The sequence below is a fragment of the Porphyromonas sp. genome (genome assembly GCF_030529325.1).
Lineage (GTDB): Bacteria > Bacteroidota > Bacteroidia > Bacteroidales > Porphyromonadaceae > Porphyromonas_A.
Genome location: NZ_JAUMXC010000044.1, coordinates 1 through 18,005, shown reverse-complemented (window position 1 = coordinate 18,005; position 18,005 = coordinate 1). Strand labels below are relative to the sequence as shown.

At 50.7% G+C, this 18,005-nt stretch carries 13 protein-coding genes; all 13 read left to right on the top strand.

Going from position 1 to position 18,005, the window contains the following annotated elements; genetic code table 11:
- The coding region (locus Q4A14_RS07125) for a peptide MFS transporter (protein ID WP_303171019.1) at positions 1–1,490 on the top strand (1,490 nt) is incomplete at its 5' end.
- Between the two features lie 32 nt (positions 1,491–1,522).
- The gene (locus tag Q4A14_RS07120; RefSeq protein WP_303171018.1) at positions 1,523–1,849 is read left to right on the top strand and encodes a hypothetical protein; all 327 of its coding nucleotides are present in this window, start codon (positions 1,523–1,525) and stop codon (positions 1,847–1,849) included.
- A gap of 371 nt (positions 1,850–2,220) precedes the next feature.
- The gene (gene bioB / locus Q4A14_RS07115) at positions 2,221–3,204 is read left to right on the top strand and encodes a biotin synthase BioB (RefSeq protein WP_303171016.1); all 984 of its coding nucleotides are present in this window, start codon (positions 2,221–2,223) and stop codon (positions 3,202–3,204) included.
- Positions 3,204–4,496 (top strand): adenosylmethionine--8-amino-7-oxononanoate transaminase, encoded by a 1,293-nt coding sequence (gene bioA / locus Q4A14_RS07110; protein ID WP_303171020.1) that lies wholly within the window; start codon positions 3,204–3,206, stop codon positions 4,494–4,496. Before bioB ends, bioA begins: the two co-directional genes overlap by 1 nt.
- Positions 4,496–5,653 (top strand): 8-amino-7-oxononanoate synthase, encoded by a 1,158-nt coding sequence (locus Q4A14_RS07105; RefSeq protein WP_303171015.1) that lies wholly within the window; start codon positions 4,496–4,498, stop codon positions 5,651–5,653. Before bioA ends, Q4A14_RS07105 begins: the two co-directional genes overlap by 1 nt.
- A gap of 12 nt (positions 5,654–5,665) precedes the next feature.
- Entirely contained in the window at positions 5,666–6,337 is a 672-nt protein-coding gene (locus Q4A14_RS07100; RefSeq protein ID WP_303171014.1) for a DUF452 family protein, read from the top strand.
- Entirely contained in the window at positions 6,319–7,092 is a 774-nt protein-coding gene (gene bioC / locus Q4A14_RS07095; RefSeq protein WP_303171012.1) for a malonyl-ACP O-methyltransferase BioC, read from the top strand. The genes Q4A14_RS07100 and bioC overlap by 19 nt, the downstream gene beginning before the upstream one ends.
- Positions 7,093–7,229: 137 nt before the next feature.
- Positions 7,230–7,976, top strand: coding sequence for a dethiobiotin synthase (bioD, locus tag Q4A14_RS07090; RefSeq protein ID WP_303171010.1), 747 nt, complete (start codon positions 7,230–7,232; stop codon positions 7,974–7,976).
- A 7-nt stretch (positions 7,977–7,983) separates the two neighbouring features.
- Positions 7,984–8,460: a CPBP family intramembrane glutamic endopeptidase gene (locus Q4A14_RS07085; protein WP_303171008.1), complete on the top strand. Its 477-nt coding sequence runs from the start codon at positions 7,984–7,986 to the stop codon at positions 8,458–8,460.
- Positions 8,461–8,648: 188 nt separating this feature from the next.
- Positions 8,649–9,443, top strand: coding sequence for a diadenylate cyclase (locus tag Q4A14_RS07080; RefSeq protein WP_303171007.1), 795 nt, complete (start codon positions 8,649–8,651; stop codon positions 9,441–9,443).
- A 6-nt stretch (positions 9,444–9,449) separates the two neighbouring features.
- Positions 9,450–14,126 carry a translocation/assembly module TamB domain-containing protein gene (locus Q4A14_RS07075; RefSeq protein ID WP_303171006.1) on the top strand — a complete coding sequence of 1,559 codons (4,677 nt, stop codon included), beginning with the start codon at positions 9,450–9,452 and terminating at the stop codon, positions 14,124–14,126.
- Between the two features lie 4 nt (positions 14,127–14,130).
- Positions 14,131–16,422 carry a BamA/TamA family outer membrane protein gene (locus tag Q4A14_RS07070; RefSeq protein WP_303171005.1) on the top strand — a complete coding sequence of 764 codons (2,292 nt, stop codon included), beginning with the start codon at positions 14,131–14,133 and terminating at the stop codon, positions 16,420–16,422.
- A gap of 9 nt (positions 16,423–16,431) precedes the next feature.
- Positions 16,432–17,889 carry an RNA polymerase factor sigma-54 gene (rpoN, locus tag Q4A14_RS07065; protein ID WP_303171003.1) on the top strand — a complete coding sequence of 486 codons (1,458 nt, stop codon included), beginning with the start codon at positions 16,432–16,434 and terminating at the stop codon, positions 17,887–17,889.
- The last annotated feature ends 116 nt before the right edge of the window (positions 17,890–18,005 follow it).

The following is an 18,005-nucleotide window of genomic DNA, read 5'->3' as shown; positions in this document are numbered from 1 at the left end:
TGGCTATCCTCGTGCTCTTCCTGGGCGCAAAGTTCGGTCTATCAGAGTCTGAAGCAGGTCTTATTTACTCGACCTTCTATTTCGGTATCTATGCACTCGCACTCATCGGTGGTATCGTTGCTGACCGTACACGCAAGTATAAGACTACTATCCTTGCAGGTTTGGTCTTCATGACTATTGGTTATGCCATCCTGTCTATCCCTACAACGATTACGTTGGACAACAAGACAATGATGCTTATCTTCACTTGTTTTGCTCTCTTCGTGATCGCATTCGGTAACGGTCTCTTCAAGGGTAACCTTCAAGCTCTTGTCGGTCAGATGTACGACCGCGGGGACTACACAAACAAGGAGCGTGACGCCGGTTTCACATTGTTCTATATGTTTATCAATATTGGTTCGATGTTTGCGCCATTCGTAGCACCTGTCATCCGTGAAAAGTGGCTCAACGCACACAACTTCACATACGATGCTAAGCTCCCCGAGCTATGCCACAGATACATGGAAGGCAACATCACTCCTGAGCAAAGCGCGATCTTCGAGCAACTTGCAAACAAGGTATCCATCGGTGGTCTCAGCACTTCTCTCAGTGACTTTGCTGCATCTTACCTCGATGTCTTCAACACAGGTTTCCACTACTCATTCGCAGTAGCTATCGTGACCATGTTGATCTCACTCGTGATCTTCATCACCAACAAGAAAAAGTTCCCAGATCCAGGACAAAAGGTTGTCAAGGCCGGTGCAAAAGAAGCAGAACCTGTCAGGGATATGGATCCTGCAGAAGTAAGACAACGTATCTTCGCTCTCAGCGCGGTTATGGCTGTTGTTATCTTCTTCTGGTTCTCTTTCCACCAGAACGGTCTTACCCTTACGCTCTTTGCCAAGGACTTCACTTACTTGCCAAACTTTGACTTCACAATCCTTGGCAAGCATTTCAACTTCACATTGGCACCTGAGCACTTCCAGAGTCTCAACCCATTCTTTGTAGTAACTCTCGCTCCGCTGGTACTTGCATTCTTTGGCTTCATGGCTTCTCGTGGTCTCAACATCACCACACCTATGAAGATCACCATCGGTATGGGACTTGCAGCGGTAGGATTCTTGATCATGACCCTTGGTTCGTTTGATCTTCCACTCCTCAGCGAAGCGAAGAACATGAGCCCTGAAGAGCTCCACCCATTCCTTGCCTCACCATGGTTGCTTGTAGGGACATACTTTGTCCTCACCATTGCTGAGCTTTTCATCAGCCCACTTGGACTTTCGTTTGTATCACAGGTGGCTCCTCCTAAGCTCCAAGGTTTGATGCAAGGTCTATGGCTCCTCGCGACAGGTCTTGGTAATCAGCTCCTCTTCATCGGTGCTATCCTCTACAAGAACATCTCTCTCTGGGCTACATGGTCGGTATTCGTCATCGTCTGTGTGATCTCTATGTTCATCATGTTCTCAATGGTGAAGTGGCTCAACAGAGTGACAGGTCAGCACACGAAGTAATTGACAACTGACAAAAAGAGTAGGGCTCTACGATGCAATCCGCAACACTGCAGCAAACGCCACGTCCTCTCCGCTTTGTGAGATGGAGCCGTCGTTCTTCGGCGACTTTCCACAGCATAGGCAGAGAAGTGACTATCGGGCATCTTGCTTCTAATGTAGTCGAACGCTTATCGCTCAAGAGCGTCAAGGGCAAGGCTTATCGTTGCGGCACGCATCCTCGACATGGCGGCAGACAAGGAGACAAAGATGCTCACGACGAGTGGGCATCTCCTCTCGATCAGCAGGAAGCCCTTGCTTCCGCTCTCCTCCTGCCTGCACGCTCCACATCGGAAAGTGCCGAGATAGGGTCTGTCAGATAGATATGACCGGGGTTGTCTTTGTGGATGTCCACGAAGGCAACCCCGGTTTTTTATTGCATTTTATTCCCCCGTAACTCTCTTCAACAGAGCCTCCTCGAAAAGGGGAAAAAAGTTAGTGAAGGTGAAGAAAGAAGTTAACTAACTTGACAAATCAATATGCCCACCTTGATCTTCACCCTTAGACATATCATTTCCGAGGCAGACTGTACGACTTCGGAAAATTCCACCCTAAAAGCCGTCTGCAAGCACATCGGGAAATATCCCGACAAGCACAAGGCAACCGTCGCCCTTGGGACGACAAAAATATCGAGGCAGAGGACGAGAGACGCCAAAGCCTCCCCCACCCACTCAACCATAAACTCTACAAGACATTGGATATAAACAACCTAATCGACAACATCATATCAGGCTACCGCATCAACGACATCGACGAACTCCTCGCCGTCGTTGAGAACACACCGCGCAAAGATCTCTATGAGGCCTGCCACCGATTGACCCGCACCCTACATGGTGACGGATTTGACACTTGTACGATCATCAACGTCAAAAGCGGCCTCTGCTCCGAAGACTGCCAATGGTGTGCCCAAAGTGCGCACTACTCCACCGGATGCGATACCTACGACATCCTTGAGCCTATGAAGTGTACCCAACAAGCTCGCCACAACGAGTCCATGGGTGTCAAGAGATTTTCTCTCGTAGCCAGCGGACGCCGGCCAAGTCTCAAAGAGACAGATCGCTACGTACGTATCTTCAAAGACATCAAAGCCAATAGCGGTGTGGCTTGTTGCGCCTCCCTCGGTCTTGCGACAGAGGAGACCCTACGCCCATTGCGAGAGGCAGGCGTGGAGACCTACCACTGTAACATGGAGAGTGCCCCTTCATTTTTTGACAAACTATGCTCCACCCATACTCAGGCGGATAAGGAGGAGACCCTCAAAGCTGCAAAAAAAGTCGGCATGAGAGTGTGCTCCGGAGGTATCATAGGGATGGGCGAAGACCGCAGACAGAGAGCGGAATTTGCTCTTTACCTTGCCTCTCTCGATATCCGCAGCATACCGCTCAACATACTTCAGCCGATACCCGGCACACCTTTACAAGATGTCCCCCCTCTGACACCCGATGAAGTTCTCCTTGCCGTGTGTATGTTCAGACTTGCGAACCCCGAAGCCTTCATCCGATTCTCCGGAGGGAGAGGTCAGCTCGACCGTGAGACCCAGAAGCAAGCACTGTATATCGGTGTCAATGCGGCTATCACCGGCGACCTCCTCACCACAGTAGCTTCGGAGACCAAGGAAGACATGGCACTATTCAAAGAAATGAACTACGATACCTCAGCCCCTACCACCTGGCAATGATGACGACAGACCAACTCCTGCAGTGGGATCGCACTCATTTGTGGCATCCCTACACCTCGACCATCGATCCTCTGCCCGTCTATCCTGTGGCTCGCGCAGTGGGCGCACGCATCTATCTCGAAGACGGCACAGAGCTCATAGACGGCATGTCATCGTGGTGGTCGACGATACATGGGTACAACCACCCCGTGCTCAACGAAGCCCTCCACCGCCAGTCTCGAGAGATGTCTCATGTGATGTTCGGAGGACTTACACATCGTCCTGCCGTGGAGTTGGGACAACTTTTGGTAGAGAAAGTCCTACCGCCTGGCATTGACCGACTGTTTTACGCAGACAGCGGTTCGGTTTCCGTCGAAGTGGCTCTGAAGATGGCTCTGCAGTATCAGATAGCCAAAGGAGAAAAGAGGCGGACGAAGTTTGCCACCATACGAAGCGGTTATCATGGCGACACTTGGCACGCGATGTCCGTCTGCGACCCTGTCACGGGTATGCACGGAATTTTCGGCAGTTCGCTACCCATACAGTTTTTTGTGCCTCGACCCTCAGTGGCATTTGACGCTCCTTGGGATGAGAGATGCTTAGACCCGATGAGGGAACTGCTTGACAGTCATGCTTCCGATATTGCAGCCATCATTGTCGAGCCCATAGTGCAAGGAGCAGGAGGCATGTACTTCTATCATCCCGATTATCTCAAGGGACTGAGAGCTCTCACAGACCATCACGGCATACTGCTTATTTTTGATGAGATCGCTACCGGCTTCGGGCGCACGGGAAAACTACTTGCCACCTACCACACAGACATCACGCCCGACATCATCTGTCTTGGCAAAGCCCTCACCGGAGGATATATGACGCTCGCCGTAACGGCCACCACCCAAGAGATAGCAGACACGATCTGCAGCGGAGAGGCAGGATGCTTTATGCACGGCCCTACGTTCATGGGCAATCCCCTGGCTTGTGCTGTGGCAGCTGCTTCCGTGGGTTTGCTGCTCTCCTCTCCTTGGGAAGAGAGGGTCGCAACGATAGAACAGAAACTCAGACAAGCGCTGCCCCCCCTGAGTGCTCATCCTGCAGTTGCCGAGGTGCGGTGCCTCGGAGCTATCGGTGTCTTGGAAATGCACAAACCCGTAAACATGGCAAAGCTCATCCCTCTCTTTGTACAACAAGGTATATGGGTCAGGCCTTTCGGCAGGCTGGTGTATATCATGCCTCCGTTCGGAATCATTTCCGATGCAGAGCTTGACGCACTGACGGCCGGACTCACCCATGTCATCAACAACTATCCGGACTGATGAAAGATAAGTACACACACTACGACGAACAAGTATCGGCCCTCCGCCTTGCGGGGTTGGAGCGGACATTGCCCGAACTCTCGCTCTCCGGCAAATATGTTTCGTTCGGTGGCCGCATTCTCCTCAATCTCTCGGGAAACGGCTATCTCGGCCTCAGTGACCACTCGAATCTACGTCAGGGCTTTGACCCTTGGGCATTACAATGGACCTCTGCCTCCTCTCGGCTGTTGACCGGAAATGACAAAGCGTACGTAGATTTCGAAAGCCTGCTCGTAGAAGCTTACGGAGCAGACTCTGCTCTCGTGTGGGGCAGTGGATACCATGCCAATTCGGGACTTATACCCGTCATTGCCGACGGCAATACACTTATCGTGGCAGACAGGCTCGTACACGCAAGCATCATCGAGGGCATCAAGCTCTCCAAGTCCGATTTCGTACGCTTTCGCCACAACGATATGGCGCATCTGCATAGCATACTGGAAGACAAAGCAAGTAGTTACGATCGTGTGTGGATCATTACCGAAGCCTTGTTCAGTATGGACGGAGATCCTGCGCCATTGAGAGAGATCGTCAAACTCAAGCACGCATACCCCAACACCTTTCTCTATGTCGATGAAGCCCACAGCGTAGGCGTCTTCGGCGACAAAGGATTGGGACTATCGGTGCAAGAAAGGGTCTTCCCAGATGTCGATATACTTGTGGGCACGCTCGGCAAGGCCTTAGGCTCGGTAGGAGCTTACTCTCTCCAGCCGGGAGTACTGAGAGACCTTGCCATCTCTACCGCGCGTCCGTTTATCTATTCCACTGCTTTGCCCCCGATCAGTATAGCTTGGGGAGCACATCTGTTCAAGAAAATGATGCAGATGGATGACAGACGCAGACAACTCCGAGAGCTCATGAGCTACATGAGTGTACGCCTCGGCATGCCCGTCTGCTCACAGATCATCCCCATCATCGTACCCGGCAACGACAGATGCGCAAAGATGGCCGATCAACTCATCGACCTCGGCTACTATGTCCGTCCCATACGCAAACCGACCGTACCGGAGGGACAGGAGCGCATCCGACTCTCGCTCTCTGCGGATATGACCATCGACGAACTATCCGTCCTATGTGACCACTTGATCTCGTTGAAGCACGAAATGGATCTTCCATAACCTCTTTACCCTATGAATACCCGATTATATCTACACGACTCCTCGAGTCCTGCCGACAATCTGCTCATCTACTTCACCGGCTGGGGGACAACACCCGAAGTCGTCCGACACCTCAGCGTACCGGACGGATGGGACTACTGCACCTGTTGGGACTACACTAATCTCGATGATAAGGACTTACCCTCCCTATCCGATTACCAAAAAGTCATAGTCATGGCATGGTCGATGGGCGTGTGGGCTGCAGACCGACTGGCGCACCTCCTTCCTGCGGGTACGTACGGAGTAGCCATCAACGGTACTCCCTTACCCATGCACGACGACTATGGTATCCCCGACCTGATATTCAAGGGTACGCTCGAGGGTCTCAATGACGAGAACCGTGCACGTTTTGACCGAAGGATGTGCGGAGGCAAGTCCCTCTTGGCTCTGTATCAATCATTTTCGGCCCGAAGTACGGAAGACCTCAAGGCCGAACTCCTCAGTGTACACACCCAAGTGAAAGGTCTCGAAGCCACACCTCCACACCTCCGTTGGCAACACGCCTATGTCGGTACGAAAGATCTCATCGTGCCGCCCGACAACCAGCAAAACTACTGGTCTCGCTTCGGCACAGAGGTAAGACTCCTCGATAGCACGGGACATTATCCATTTACACTGTTTAAAGAATGGCAACAACTCTTTTGATAGACAAAGACCTCGTACGCAAGCGATTTGCATCGGCCATCTCCTACTACGACGAGGAGGCATCGCCCCAGCGCATGGTCTCTGATCGGATAGCCGCCCTCCTTGAAGAAAAGACCGAAGTACCATCGGGACGCATCTTCGAGATAGGCTGTGGCACAGGGTTTTTGAGCCGACACCTGTGGGAGAAGTTCGGAGACTCACACCAACTCCTCTTCAATGATCTTTGCCCCGATATGGAAGCCCCTCTGAGAGAAAAAGTGGGGGACAAAGCGGAGTTTTCAGCCTTCGATGCCGAGACAACAGACTGGCAAGAAGACTTTGCGCTCATCGCTGCAGCCTCCTGCATACAGTGGTGGCAGCATCCCACATCCTTTTATTCAAAGAGTTACCGACACCTGACAGAGGGAGGGATATTGGCTTTCGGCACTTACGGACAAGACAACCTGCACCAACTGAAAGAAGTCACGGGGAAAGGACTCAACTACGACTCCGCCGAGACCGTGCGACACCGCTTGGAGCTTGCGGGCTACGATGAAATCCATGTCGAAGAGATGAGGCATACACTATATTTCCCTGACTTTCTATCTGTCCTCCGACACCTCAAACTCACAGGAGTCAATGCCGTGAGCTCATCCACCACATGGACATCCGCCAAGATCTCCGCAGCAGATGCCCATTACAGGGATTTGACCCACACCTCCGATGGGACACTTCCCCTCACCTATCATGCCATCATCGGCATTGCTCGCAAATAACACAAAATGAGGAAATACGAAAAGATGTACAACCTTCAAAATTAAGATGCCTACCTTGACAAATCAATCAGTCTAACTTGTGACGTCAAGTTAGACAACCTTTTTTTCTACGGTGAACATTGAAGAAGAAATTGATCATGAACGACAACACATATAACCTAACCAAATCAGACGAAAACAGACTCAGTACCCTATTGCCCGAAAAAGTGTACTTTGTCACCGGAATAGACACCGACTGCGGCAAGACCGTAGCGACAGCCTCACTGTCTGCCCGACTCCTATCCGAGGGGAGCAACTGTATCACTCAGAAGCTCATCCAGACGGGATGCGAGGGAGTCTCTGACGACATCCTTACGCACCGCAAGATAGAACAACGCCCACTCACCGAAGAGGACGAGTCGAGGCTCACTTGTCCGCTGATCTACACCTATCCGTGTTCGCCACACATGGCCGTTGCGCTGGACGGCAAAGAACTTGATCTCTCGACAGCAGGCAGAGCGACAGAAACGCTCCTCACGAAGTACGAAAAGGTCCTCATCGAAGGGGCAGGAGGCCTCATGGTTCCCCTTACCGAAGAATACCTGACTGTCGACTACATTGCAGACCGTCAACTTCCTGTCATCCTCGTCACCACAGCCAAACTCGGCAGCATCAACCACACGCTACTCTCCCTCGAAGTCCTCACAAAACGAGGCATCACCCTCTCTGCCCTCGTCTACAACAAAGGCATCTCCACCGACGAAAAAATCACCGCAGAAACCGAGCGCTACCTCCGCGCCTTCCTATCCCGACACCACCCCGAAACCCACTTCATACCACTCGAACGCAAAGATATCCCACTTCAATCTACACTTACAGAACAATACCGACCACACTTAATCTAAAAGAGACATGACGACACAAAAGATTTCAGATTGGTTGTCAAAGACACCAACAATCGTATTTGTAATACTATCATTGTCAAGCCACATTGTATGGTGGGCTTTGCTCAATGCCGTTATTCATGTTTTCAGCATTGACGTCGGATACATAACAGAACCTCCAAAGGTCAATACAGCCTTTGAGTACATCTCCGCCATCATAATAATCCCCATGGTGGAGACTCTTCTTTCTCAGAAATTGCCATATTGGGGATTGACCAAAATTTCGTACCTGAAGCAAAACATTTGGATAGTTTTCTTGATCTCGGCAACACTCTTTGCGCTACTACATTTCTATTCGGTGGCTTATATCATCTATACTTTTGTTGTAGGATTGATCCTGATCTATTCGTACCACGTGCGGATAAAAAGACATCCGTTTTGGACAATCACATTGATCCATTCACTATTCAATACTTTCTTCACTGTCTACAAACTTCTCAGCTGACAAGATCACAAGTAAAGCAGGGTACAAATAACACAAATCCCAATTTCCGGCATTGGCTCTAACCCAATGCCTTTTTCCCTTGATATCTAAGCCTGCGACATAGCGTAACACCTGCTGATAGAGAGGTATTTTCGATTATTTTGCGTAACTTAGCCTTGGTATAAATACATCTATATCGTTGTGCTAAGATGGATTGGATACAGTTTTCATTCAAAGACTTCATAGATATACTCCTCGTGACGCTTTTCTTGTACTACACGTACAAGGCTTTGAAGACCTCGGGGAGCCGTACGTTGTTTACGGGCATCATCTCTTTTATCATCATATGGGTGGTGATATACAGACTCTTTGACATGCGTCTGATGGGGGCTATCCTCGACAAGTTCATGGGCGTGGGTTTCATCCTCCTCGTGATCCTTTTTCAAGATGACATCAAGAGGTTTCTCAATGCCTTGGGCTCGAGAGGGAGATGGAAGTTTTTGGGACGCATGTTCGGCAAGGACGATGGTGTCGAAAAGATCGATGCCAGCTACATCGCCTCGCTGACCCTGGCGTGCGTCAATATGGCGAAGAAAAAGAGCGGTGCTCTCATCGTCATCGAGGGTAATATAGACCTCGACCCTTATGAACATACGGGCGAAATCATCAATGCCGATGTCAATGCCCGACTGATCGAAAATATTTTCTTCAAAAACAGTCCTCTGCACGACGGTGCTCTCATCATCAGCAACTATCGTCTGGCTTCGGCAGGGTGCATCCTGCCCGTGGCGCAAAACGTAGATATGCCCAAGGAGATGGGGCTACGGCACAGATCGGGACTGGGCATGGCTCGTCTCACGGATGCCAAAGTCATCATCATCTCGGAGGAGAGAGGTAAGATGTCGGTGGCGTACAAAGGAGAGATCTTGGCAGATGTCAATGCGGATGAGTTGCAGAAGTTCTTGTCCTCATCGACGACAGACCTGAGTGCAGTAAGAAGCTAAGGATAAATGGAAGAAAATAAGGATATACTGAATAAAGACAATAAGGCAGAAGAGACTGCACCGGAGACTGTACCACCCAAGAAGCGTCGCAACAGGGCGTGGAAGTGGATCCTCGGAGTGGTACTCTTTATCCTGCTCATTCCGCCTATACTTGTGGGGTTGCTCTACCTGCCTCCGGTACAGAACTTAGTGATAGATCTGGTATCGACACAGGTATCCAAAGCAACAGGATGGAACGTCTCCGTGGGGCGTTTTCATCTGAAACTACCTCTGACTCTGGATATAGGAGATGTCCTTGCTCTTTCAGCTCAGGGAGATACGATCGCGTACGTCTCCAACCTCGAAGCAGACATTCCAATAGCTCCCCTGTTTCAGGGAGATATACCTGTATCTTCGACCATGCTCTCAGGTGCCATCGTAGACTTCCGCACGGCAGACTCTACACTATGGATCAAGGGAAATATCGATGAATTCGAGGTACATAATGCAAGCATCAACCTCAAGGAGTCCAAGATGAGCTTCAGCAACGTTCATCTGGCAGATGCGGATGTGTATGTATTCTATGGAGATACGACGACCAAGGTCAAACCCGATACGGTCAAACAGCCGACACAACTGAAATTTTACATCGGTAAGATCGACATCGAGCGTGTGAGAGGTGCTTTTGCCATGCATCCGGACACCAACATCGTCGATGTCAGTATCATCAAAGCCAAAGTGGCTAATGGGGAGATCAATCTGGAACACGGTTTTTATCGTGCTCGGGATATCCTCCTATCGGGAAATATCTATACAGCAGGCCCCAAACTCGACATGCTCCCTACCCCTTGGTCTGTCAAGATAGACCTGCACAAGGCGCACTATGACAGCATCAATATGTCGGGACTGGTCAGAAATGCGGCATTCCAGACCTATGACGGGTGGTGGCTCAGATCGCTCAGTGCCGAAGTGAACAAGGACGAAAAGGAGTTTGAGATCAAAGACATAGATCTACAACTGAACTCGAGCTACCTGTCGGGAGACGCTCGCATACCGTTCAAGGGTTGGATGCCGGATAGCTTGGGAGACTTGGACGTCTCTCTCAGGGGGCTTATATACCTGAATGAGGTGAAGAGATTTTTTGCGCCCGAACAAGAGCTACCGAAACAACCCATGCGTCTTGCTCTGATGGGCAAGGGGCGCATGGACAGTACCCTCCGCCTGCGTGGAGACATGAGTGTCAAAGAGCTCATCAACCTGAGAGTAGATGGGACATTCAACGAAATAATGCAAGACCGTCGTTCGGCAAAGGTCAAGATCAATGCGACCACCGGCGAGGTCATGGAGACACTCGGGGTGCTTGGGATAAAGAATACAACTTGGCGCATACCTCAGAAGCTCACCATGGATGGGTATGTGGAGTATTCGGCCAACAAAATGGCTACCAACTCCAAGATCATCACACCTCGAGGAGTGCTGACGGCCGAGGGCTACTTCATGCCTAAAAGCAAGGCTTACAAGGCGAATGTAAGCATGATAGACTTCGATATAAGACAGTTTTTGCCAAGAGATACGATAGGGTTGGTACGTGCGCATCTTATTGCCGAAGGGCGTGGCACGGATGTTTTCTCTCCTCATACGTATGGCAACCTTTACCTCGTAGTGGACTCGATAGAGTACATGCAGGCTTCGCTCAAGAATATCACGGTATTGTCCGAACTGAAAAATCACCAACTCTTCGCGGCTATCAACAGCCCCAACGAAGCCCTTGGTGTAAGTGCTCAGGTCGATGCCACACTGATGGAGAAAAACCTTGTAGCAAGCGTCAACATCCTGCTTGACACAATAATACCTTCGCAAATAGGCCTGCAACTCGGAGTCTTGGAAGCAGCCTCTTTGGAGTTGCGTAGTTCGCTGCGTAGTGACCTTGATGAGTATTACAGCTTTGTGGGAGAGATCGAGAATGCCCACATCTCAACAGATAAGGGACTTATCCGCCCGACAAACATCTACATGAACGCGGGGAGTTCCAAAGACTCTCTCAATGCGGGCGTCAAGTCCGGAGACCTTGTCCTTGACTTCTCTGCTAAAAACGGACTGAAAGACTTCCTCAATCGTGTGGACAAACTGTCCAAAGAGATAGCGAAGTTCAGCGCTGATACGACGGGCATCACAGACATATCTCCGTGGATCAAACTCTATCCTGACATGAAGCTGACCCTGACCATGGGACGCTCCAATCCTCTACGCACCTATCTCGATGAGTTGTACCTGGGTTGGAAAAAGCTCTCATTGGAGATCGGGACTTCGACAGACAAAGGGCTTGCCGGCGAGGTCTTTGTGGATCACTTCCAAAAGGAAGACTTCCGAGTCGATCAGATGGACGCGGTGATACGCCAGGACTCCTCGTTCTTCTATGCTGTGGCTTCAGTGCACAAGGAGAAGTTCAAGGATCAGCAGCCGTTCAATGCCATGCTGTCACTGACCACCAATGTGCATCGTACCGAGGCCTTCACTCAGATACAGGATAGAAACAACGAGAGCTTCCTGCAACTCGGTGTGGACATGACCAAGATGCCGAACAATGACCTGAAGTTCAGCTTTACCCCCGACCCTCAGATATTGGCATACAACAAGTTTGCGGTCAAGGGTGCCAACTATGTACGACTTCCTGCCAACGACAGGATGCGTATACAGGCAGATCTTGATCTCGAAGCAGAAGATGAGTCGGGGATATCCGTAAAGTCAGCTGCGGGAAGTGCCAGCGATACCCTCACCTTGGCCATCAACAACTTCAGTCTCGAAAAGATAAAGAACCTCTCCTTTGTACCCGATATGGACGGGTTGATCAACCTTAAGGCCAACTGGATAAAGACAGGAGACATCAATGACTATACAGCATTCTTGCGTCTCAATGACTTCAGATTTGACAAAAAAGAAGTAGGCTCTATCATCATGGCAGGGCACACAAGACCTAAAGAGACGGGAACTTACGCAGTAGCACAAGTAGCTCTTGACGGTTCGCTCGTAGCTTCTTCGGAAGCATTTATCCCAACGGCCAAAAACGCCAAGGCAAGATGGTATGCACGGATAAATGACCTTCCTCTCGAAAAAGCCAATCCGTTCTTGCCCAAAGACATGATCGAACTCAAAGGTCGTCTCAATGCGGACATAGAAAACTATGATACATCGAAGGATATACAGACGACTCGCACCACAACCATAGGCGGGACAGTATTCTTTGACAGTGCGTCTGTCTTCATCCCCAAAATCAATGAGGCTTACAGGCTCGACAACAAAAAGATACACATCAAGGATGACATATTGCGCTTTGACAACTTTGCGCTCGAAGCCAACAATAACGCCAAACTATACACCAACGGAAGCGTACGTCTCAATGACGATATGAAGATGAACCTCACTCTCAAGGGTTCGGATATGCTCTTGCTCGACTCCAAACGCACGGACAAGACGATGGTGTACGGTCTGATAAGTGCTGATGCAGATATCCGCTTGAGAGGCTCTGCAAGTGCTCTCAACGTGACCGGCAATGTATCTATCAATGGGAACTCAAACATAACCTACGTCGCACAAGACAGCCCGTTGGAGAATAGAAATAAGTTCACCGGCTTGATAGAGTTTACAGACTTCAGCGACACGCTCTTTGTTGCGAAAAAGGCGACTGTGGACAGTCTTTCACTCGGGGGCATGAACATCAAGCTCGGCGTGCATATAGACCCGGCTCTACGCGCAACAGCCATACTGACAAAGGACGAGGCCAACAAAGCCTACATACAGGGTGGTGGAGACTTGAACTTCTCCATGCCTCCGTACGGGATGATGAGCCTCAACGGCACATTTGAGATAAGGGATGGCTATGTCTACTACAACTTCCCTCCGATAAGCCGTAAGTTTACAGTAGAGAAGGACAGCCGCGTCACCTGGTCCGGAAACATAATGAACCCCAATGTGGACTTCAAAGCTACTTCCCGCATCAAATCAGATGTTGCCAAAAATGGAGAAGCAGCCCGAAAGGTAAACTTCGATGTGAGCATCGTTGCAAAAAACAACGTCGAAAACCTGTCTCTCCTCTTCACTATGGATACTCCGGAAGACCTCTCCATGCGCAACAACATCATGGCCATGACAGAGGAAGAAAGAGGCCGACAGGCAGTAATGCTCTTGGCTACCGGTATGTATTTCGGATCTCAAGGCCCTGCGACGACAGGCTTTGACGTCAATGCCACACTCTCATCTCTCCTTGCATCTCAGCTCAACTCTCTTGTGGGAGAAGCTCTCGATGCGGAGATCAACTTCGGTATTGAAGGGACTTCAGCAGAGACCGGTCGTGGCACCAACTACTCTTACAGTATCGCCAAGAAGTTTTACAACGATCGTATCAACGTCATCGTAGGTGGACAAGTAGAGACAGGCAATCAGGCACGAGGATTGGGACAATCGTTTATCAACAACATGTCGATAGATTACCGCCTCGACAAGGCTGGGACACACTATGTCAGACTGTTCCACAAGAAGAACTACGAAAACCTCCTTGACGGCGAAGTCATCGAGACAGGTATCGGTTATGTCCTACGCAGGCGCATGGCACGACTCGGAGATCTGTTCAAGTTCAAGGCACGTCGTCCTCAACCTCAGCTCCCCCTCAAGGTCGAAAGTACTACCAACCCACCTACAAAGCAATAGCTCTATGATACGTAGCAATAGTCCAATCATCATAACCCTGATTGCACTCCTATGGATGATAAGTGCTTGTTCGCCTCATCCTTATATACCGGAGGGCGAGCAGTTTTATCTCGGAGTCAAGGAGATAAAGGTCAAGGAAAAACAAGGAGGCAGACACGAAGCCGAAGTCCTCTCTGAGGTAAAGACGATGCTCTCCTACAAGCCCAACGGGTATTTCTTGGGCGTTCGTTTCCCCTTCACCTATGGATTTTACTTCGACAAGACCTTCAACAACAGTTCGACCTTTTTCGGCCGTTGGTTGTACAAAACACTCGGTACCAAGCCCAAATTCATCTCCACAGTCAATCCCGAAGGACGAGCGACGATAGCCACACGTATCTTGGAGGAAAACGGCTACTTCCACTCCGATGTCGATGCATACGTCCTGCCCAAAGCCAACGACTCCTTGCAGGCAAAGGTGGGATACCAGATCAAGCTTGGCACACCTTATGTGTACGACAGTATAGAGTTCAACATCCCTATCCGGACACTCGACTCTGTCGATCTCTTTGCCCCAAAAGAAAGGCTCATAGAGAAAGGAGACTACTTCTCTGTGACCAAATTGGAGAGCGAACGTGAACGTATCTCAGAGCTCCTACGCAGCCGTGGATACTACTTCTTCAAGGCCAACAATATCATCTACACAGCAGATACCGTCAAAGTGCCGGGCAAGGTTCAGTTGCGTATAGCACTATCCGAAAAGACCCTACCGCAAGCCTACCAGCCTTGGCGTATAGGTAAGATCTCATACAACCTCCATGACGGCACAGGGAGACCTCTGACCGACAGTGTGATGTACCGGGGGATCCTCTTCCGTTACAACGGCACTCCACCCGTCAAGCTCGATGTCCTCCGTCCGAGGATACGCATAGACTACGAAGATCTCTACAACCTGAGCTACCAAAACAGGACGACAGCCCTGATGTCGTATCTCAACACATTCTCCTACACAGATGTCGCGTACACCCCCATGGATACGATCGACAACTGGCTCAACGTTACGCTGTCTTCTGTCGTCGACAAGCCGTACTTCTCCGAGCTCGAAGCCACCTTCAAGTCCAAGAGCAACAACCAGGTAGGCCCCGGGCTATCCTTTACCGTAAGTAAAAAGAACGTCTTCAGAGGAGGCGAACTCCTGAGCCTTTCGGCAGGAGCAAGCTACGAGTGGGAGACCAATAGGAGATCAGGCGGACGCAGTTGGGATATCAACAGCTACCAGTTCAGTCTGTCCTCCACGCTCACTCTGCCAAGGGTTTACCTCCCATGGATCATGAACACAACCTACTTCTACCCTGCCAGCACAAAGCTGTCACTGTCGGGCGAACTCCTTAACCGAGGACAGTTCTACCGCCTTGGTCAGTTTGCCGGCACACTCTCATACCAGTTTGAACCAACCAAAGGCCTCCGCCATACCTTCACGCCTGCACGTCTGGCCTACAACCACCTCTTGCGCAGGACAGAAAGGTTTGACAGTATTATTGCGGACAACCCTATCCTCAGTCTGGCATTTCAAAACCAATTCATAGCAGGAGCCGGCTATCTCTTTGCCTACGAAAAGTCCGATCCCGACAGCCATCATGCTTTCGGTATCGAAGCCAACATATCCGAGGCCGGCAACCTCATCGGGCTTTTACATCAAGGGAAGCCCCAAGACCGGCGTCCTTTCCACATCCTCGGTGCACCCTATGCCCAGTTTGTCAAGGGGACATTGGAGTTGAGGTACAATTACCGCTTCGGGCCACATGCACAGATAGCCTCGCGATTTTTCGGAGGAGCGGTGTACAGCTACGGCAATGCCGATGTAGCCCCATACACAGAGCAGTTTTATGCAGGAGGAGCCAATAGTATCCGAGGCTTCAACGTACGCTCCATAGGTCCCGGTTCATATATACCCAAGGTTGATGATCAGTACGCTTTCCTCGACAGGACAGGAGACTTGCGCTTTGAGGCCAACGTAGAGTACCGTTACAGAGTCTTGGGAGGTCTCGAGCTCGCGACCTTCATTGATGCCGGCAACGTATGGCTCATCCGCCCCGATGTACACCGTGCCGGAGGAGCGTTCAAGCTGAAAGATCTGGCCAAAGACATCGCTCTCGGTACAGGCCTTGGGATACGTTACGACCTCAGCTATCTCGTCCTCCGTCTCGATGCGGGGGTAGCTCTCCACGCACCGTTCAAAGACAGAAAGAAGTATTTCAACACATTTGACTCCAACGACTGGTTTGCCTTCCACTTTGCGATAGGTTATCCATTCTGAATCTTCCTCATGGCAGAACACGCAGGTACACTCAAACAAAAACTTGCCCAACGGCTCTCCACACGCCAAGTACAGCTCATGCAGATGATCACGCTCCCAATTACGGAGCTTGAGCAACGCATCAAAGAAGAGCTTGAGGACAATCCGGCCCTTGAGGAAGGCGTCGAAAGACAGGAGACCGATGCCCCCGACAATGCCCTTGACGAAGCCGCTCCCATCACGGAAGAGGAGATGGTCCTCGGCGACTATGCCGACATCGACGATGTCCCCGACTATAAGCTCAGACAGATAGAAAACGCATCAGGGATCTCACCGACAGACATCCCATTTGCCGACGAAGAGTCTCTTCAGGAAAACCTCCGTGCCCAGCTCCTGCTCACCTCTCTCTCCGAAGCAGAGCGCAAGGTGGCAGAGTTTGTCATCGGCAGTCTCGATGACGACGGACTCCTGCGCCGTGATCCGGAAAGTCTGCTCGATGATCTTGCCATATATCACTCACTGTATATAGACAGAGAAGAACTGGCCCACATAGAGTCTGTCCTACGCACCCTCGACCCTCCCGGGATATGTGCACGCAGTGTACGAGAGTGTCTGTCGATCCAGCTCAAACGCAGACAAGACCCCACACCTGTCACCCTCCTTGCCCAACGCATCATAGACGAGCACTTTGATCTCTTTGCAGCCAAAGCCTATGATCGTCTGCAGACCCTCCTCGAGGCAGATGAGGAAGACCTGCGCCAAGCCATCAAGGTGATCACCCGACTCAATCCCTCTCCCGGACTTGACTACACCAGTCGCCTCGAAGACTCCTTGAGCATCATCATTCCCGACTTTTTTGTCACCGAACAAGACGGCGAACTGAACGTGTCTCTCAACCAGTCCGACATCCCGGATGTCCGCGTGAGCCGGGACTTCACCGACCAGATGAAGGAGTACACCGGAGATCTGCGCAAAGTGGACAAAGGCAGCAGAGAGGCCGCCAAGTTTGTCAAACAAAAGATAGATGATGCACGCTGGTTCGTCGATATGATACGCCAGCGCAATACCACCCTCATAGACACCATGACAGCTATCGTACAGAGACAGAGGGAATATTTCCTCGCCGGAGATCTCGCACTCCTCCGCCCCATGATACTCAAGGATATAGCCGACATGATCGGAGCAGACATCTCCACCATATCACGTGTGACATCGACCAAGTACGTACAGACGGACTTTGGGATCTTTCCGCTCAAGTACTTCTTTTCCGAATCTGCTACCACCGACGATGGCGAAGAGATCTCCACACACAGGGTGCGCGAACTGATAGCCGAACTCATCTCTGCCGAAGACAAAAAGCGTCCTATCACGGATGACCAACTCTCCGACCTTCTTAAGGCCGAAGGATTTACCGTGGCTCGTCGCACCGTTGCCAAGTATCGGGATCAGCTCGGTATACCCGTAGCTCGTCTTCGTAGAGAACTCTGATCCGCTTTCCGTTTACTTGCAGATAGATATCAGGAGCTAATACCCGTTATCGCATGTTCGCTCTATCCCAATACACCCCTCCCGGAAAAGTTGCTTACCTTTCGGCATCAAGGTAG